This window comes from Halobacillus sp. BBL2006 (assembly GCF_000786645.1).
Lineage (GTDB): Bacteria > Bacillota > Bacilli > Bacillales > Halobacillaceae > Halobacillus.
In genome coordinates this window covers 1-3,840 of sequence record NZ_JRNX01000388.1, presented here as the reverse complement: position 1 = coordinate 3,840, position 3,840 = coordinate 1, and the positions used below count along the sequence as shown (strand labels likewise).

Here is a 3,840-nt window from a genome sequence, read left to right as displayed (position 1 = left end):
CAAAAACAAAAATAAAAGCTATTATGTAAATCTAAACCAATTAACTTAGAGAATATGCGGCCATTGGGAAATTTACTTGCATGAATTTCACCAAGAGCACCCTCAACTCATAAATATTATTTAAATATAAAAAGACCTCCCTTACAAAAGAGAGGTCTTTTAGTTTAAGATAATTGCTGAAGTACAAGCTTATTGACCTTGGAGCCATCAGCTTTGCCTTTAATCTTGGGCATTACAGCGCTCATGACTTTACCCATGTCACCCTTAGAAGTCGCTCCTACTTCTTCAATTGTTTCTTTTACGATTTCTTCAAGTTCTTCATCTGTCAGCTGTTTCGGCATGTATACTTGCAAAATCTCGATTTCTTGTTCGAGTTCTTCTACAAGATCTTCACGTCCAGCTTCTTTGAATTCTTGGAGGGAATCTTTCCTCTGCTTTACCTCACGAGATAAAACAGTCATTTCTTCTTCTTCAGATAATGAGTCTTTCCCCAGCTTTATGGCTTCATTCTGAAATGAAGCTCTGACCATGCGAATCGTAGACAATCGTTTCTTGTCACGTGCCTTCATAGCTGTTTTCATATCCTGGGTGAGACGTTCTGTAATAGTCATCTCATTCAACACCCTCTTAAATTACTTGCGCTTTCTAGCCGCCTCAGACTTTTTCTTACGGCGTACGCTAGGCTTATCGTAATATTCACGCTTACGATATTCAGCTAATGTACCACTTTTTGATACACCGCGCTTAAAGCGACGAAGAGCATCTTCAAGAGACTCGTTTTTACGAACGCGAGTTGTATTTGACATGCAATTTCCCTCCCTCCGAAGCAAAAAAACTGTTTCTCTCGTATGGGAACGTCCCATACCTTTGACAATTATATTATAAGGTGTAGGTATGGTCAACTTTTTTATAGTTAAATTAATCAGGAATTTCCTGTTGTTCTGCCGAGTGATGGAAATTTTTTAAATATAGCTCCATCGCTTGAAATCCAGTAAATTCACCGTCATTACCGCATCGTTGATCAGACCCTAACAATAAACCGAATACTGCAGAGAGCATTCGGTGAATTTTTTTATATTAATAATCTGATGTACCTTGTTTCCCGTTAACGATCGCGATTCCAGAAGATGCTCCGATACGAGTCGCTCCTGCTTCAATCATTGCTTTAGCACCCTCGTAGTCACGCACACCCCCGGAGGCTTTCACACCCATGTCTGGACCCACAGTTTTGCGCATCAAGCTGATATCCTCCACTGTCGCACCTCCACCAGAGAATCCTGTTGAAGTTTTTACATAGTCAGCTCCAGCTGCTTTAGCTAGCTTGGAAGCTGTTACTTTCTCATCCTCAGAAAGAAGAGAAGTTTCGATGATCACTTTGACAAGCGCTTTCCCTTCCGCTTCGCGAACAACAGCTTCGATATCTGCTTGTACGACGTCTGTATTTCCGGATTTTAGCTCTCCAACGTTGATGACCATGTCCACTTCAGTGGCACCTTTCTCAATCGCCTGACGTGTTTCAAAAGCTTTTGTCTCTTTTGTTGTTGCGCCCAAAGGAAAACCGATGACAGTACAAACTTTAACATCTGTATCTTTTAGAATATCAAAGCAATTCTCCACCCAGTGAGGATTCACACAAACGGAAGCAAAGTGATGTTCTTTTGCTTCTTCACAAATTTGAGTGATTTTTTCTTTTGGAGTATCAGGCTTTAATTGTGTATGATCAATCATTTTCGCTAGATTTTGTTCCATAATATTTATCTTCCCTTCACAAAAAAGTAAGTTGTTCGTACAACTATTGTATCATAGCATGAAAGCGCTGAAAACGCGAGCATCTAAAAGCTGGAAGTATCATGTTTCTTCCAGCTGGTAAGACAGGCTGGAGAGAAAATAAAGGGGAGCTGTTTCCATACGTAAAATTCTGGGACCGAGTCGTACAGAAGAAAAATTGTTTTCTCTCAGCTGAGTAACTTCATGATCTGTGAAGCCGCCTTCCGGACCAAAAACAATCATAATTCCATCTCCGCTCTTTACTTCGCTAAGTATTGAAGATAGGGGATTACGCCTGTTTTGTCGCGCTTCATCTTCGTAAGCAAACAAACAAAGATCATGTTTCGCGGCCAAATCTATGAGATCATCTAAAGTGTGAAGACTAAGAACCTCAGGAACGTGCACCCTTTCAGACTGTTCACTGGCTTCTTTTGCAATCTTACTCAAACGGTGGGTTTTCTTTTCTGCCTTTTTATCATCCCATTTGGCTACTGATCTTTCAGCCTGATAAGGTACGAAAGTAAAAGCACCTAGCTCTGTGCCTTTTTGCACAACTTGATCCATCTTATCGCCTTTTCCAAGGCTTTGTACGATCGTAACGCGGGCTGGTAACTCACTGTATTCCTCTAACCACTCCAAAATGTCACATTCAATCTTATCGATTGCTACATTCGTAATCACACACTTGGCTGCCCCTCGTTCTGGATGGACAGCTACCAAATGGTCTCCATCCTGCATACGCATTACTCGGGAAATATGGTGGACATCTTCACCAATTACAACCACTTGATTCTCTTTCCAATTTTTACTTTCCACAAAATATCTTTGCATGAATTGGTCACCTTTATTCTGGTTTTCTTGCGACGATACTAACCCAGTCTTCCATTTTATTCGTTTCTATAATTTCAAAACCTGAGTCAATTAGTTTGCTGCGTACTTCTTCTTTTTTACCGGAAATAATTCCTGAGGTTATAAAATACCCACCAGGCTTTACAACTCGATAAGCATCATCTGTAAAGCGCACGATAATCTCCGCCAAAATATTGGACACAATCAAATCTGCTTCTATATCAACACCGGAAAGCAGGTCGTTCAATTTAGAAGTTACCCGATCCTCAACATTATTTAATTTCGCATTGTTCATCGTGCTTGTTACAGCGATATCGTCAAGATCAAAGGCATGGGAGTGACGAGCTCCCAGTAAGATGGAGGCGACACTTAAGATACCTGAACCTGCTCCTACATCTAACACGAGATCATCTTTTTCTAAGTATTGCTCCAGCGCTTGAATACTAAGCACAGTCGTTGGATGAGTTCCTGTTCCAAAGGCCATTCCAGGGTCCATCTCAATAATGATCTCATCACTGGAAACGGGTGTATATTCTTCCCACGTAGGAATAATCGTGATTTTTTCAGAAATTTTTACGGGCTTATAGTATTTCTTCCAAGCGGTAGCCCAATCTTCTTCATTAATTTCACTCACTGTAACTGCATTATGACCGAGATCGATATCAAATTCTGATAGATGAGTGATGGATTGCTTAATTTCTTCGACCGTTTCCGCTAAAAAACTGTTCACGGGAAGATATGCCTTCACATAAACGCCTTCTTCAGGATAGTCATCAGGGTTCAATTCGTAGATTTCTCCAAGGGGAGCATGGTCTCTTAACAGATCTCGAGGGTCTTCAATGACGACACCACTGGCGCCGGATTCGTGTAAGATGTTTGAGACGGGTTCAATAGCCTCATTGGTAGTATGAATACAGATTTCGGACCATTTCATTGTGATCAACTCACTTTACTTTTTTTTCAAAAAGAAAGTGCCTGCACGAAGGTAGGGAATATTCCAATTTGAAAAACCCTGAGAACCGTTTCGTTGCAGACACTCTCCTCTTAGCTTTATTTATTAGTCACCTTTAAATGCACGCTTCATGCGCTCAAAGAAATTTCCATGCTGTTCGTCTGTCGCTTCGTTTCCACTTATATCATTGAACTCGCGTAATAGATCTTTTTGGCGATCCGTTAAGTTCTTAGGTGTAATTACTTTTGTTTTCACATGCTGGTCGCCTTGAC

Annotated in this window: 5 protein-coding genes and 1 pseudogene; all 6 read right to left on the bottom strand. The window is 40.8% G+C overall.

Features of this window, described 5'->3' with window-relative positions:
* Positions 1-164: 164 nt before the first annotated feature.
* Positions 165-611: a GatB/YqeY domain-containing protein gene (locus LD39_RS11970; RefSeq protein ID WP_035546784.1), complete on the bottom strand. Its 447-nt coding sequence runs from the start codon at positions 609-611 to the stop codon at positions 165-167.
* Between the two features lie 21 nt (positions 612-632).
* Positions 633-806: a 30S ribosomal protein S21 gene (rpsU, locus tag LD39_RS11965; protein ID WP_035546781.1), complete on the bottom strand. Its 174-nt coding sequence runs from the start codon at positions 804-806 to the stop codon at positions 633-635.
* A 271-nt stretch (positions 807-1,077) separates the two neighbouring features.
* Complete coding sequence (gene deoC / locus LD39_RS11960; RefSeq protein ID WP_035546779.1) at positions 1,078-1,749, bottom strand: deoxyribose-phosphate aldolase; 672 nt, start codon at positions 1,747-1,749, stop codon at positions 1,078-1,080.
* Positions 1,750-1,848: 99 nt separating this feature from the next.
* On the bottom strand, positions 1,849-2,598 hold the full coding sequence (locus LD39_RS11955) for a 16S rRNA (uracil(1498)-N(3))-methyltransferase (protein ID WP_035546778.1): 750 nt from the start codon (positions 2,596-2,598) through the stop codon (positions 1,849-1,851).
* Positions 2,599-2,611: 13 nt separating this feature from the next.
* Positions 2,612-3,550: a 50S ribosomal protein L11 methyltransferase gene (prmA, locus tag LD39_RS11950; RefSeq protein WP_035546776.1), complete on the bottom strand. Its 939-nt coding sequence runs from the start codon at positions 3,548-3,550 to the stop codon at positions 2,612-2,614.
* A 123-nt stretch (positions 3,551-3,673) separates the two neighbouring features.
* Positions 3,674-3,840 (bottom strand): annotated as a pseudogene (locus tag LD39_RS22655) (molecular chaperone DnaJ); the annotation flags it as partial.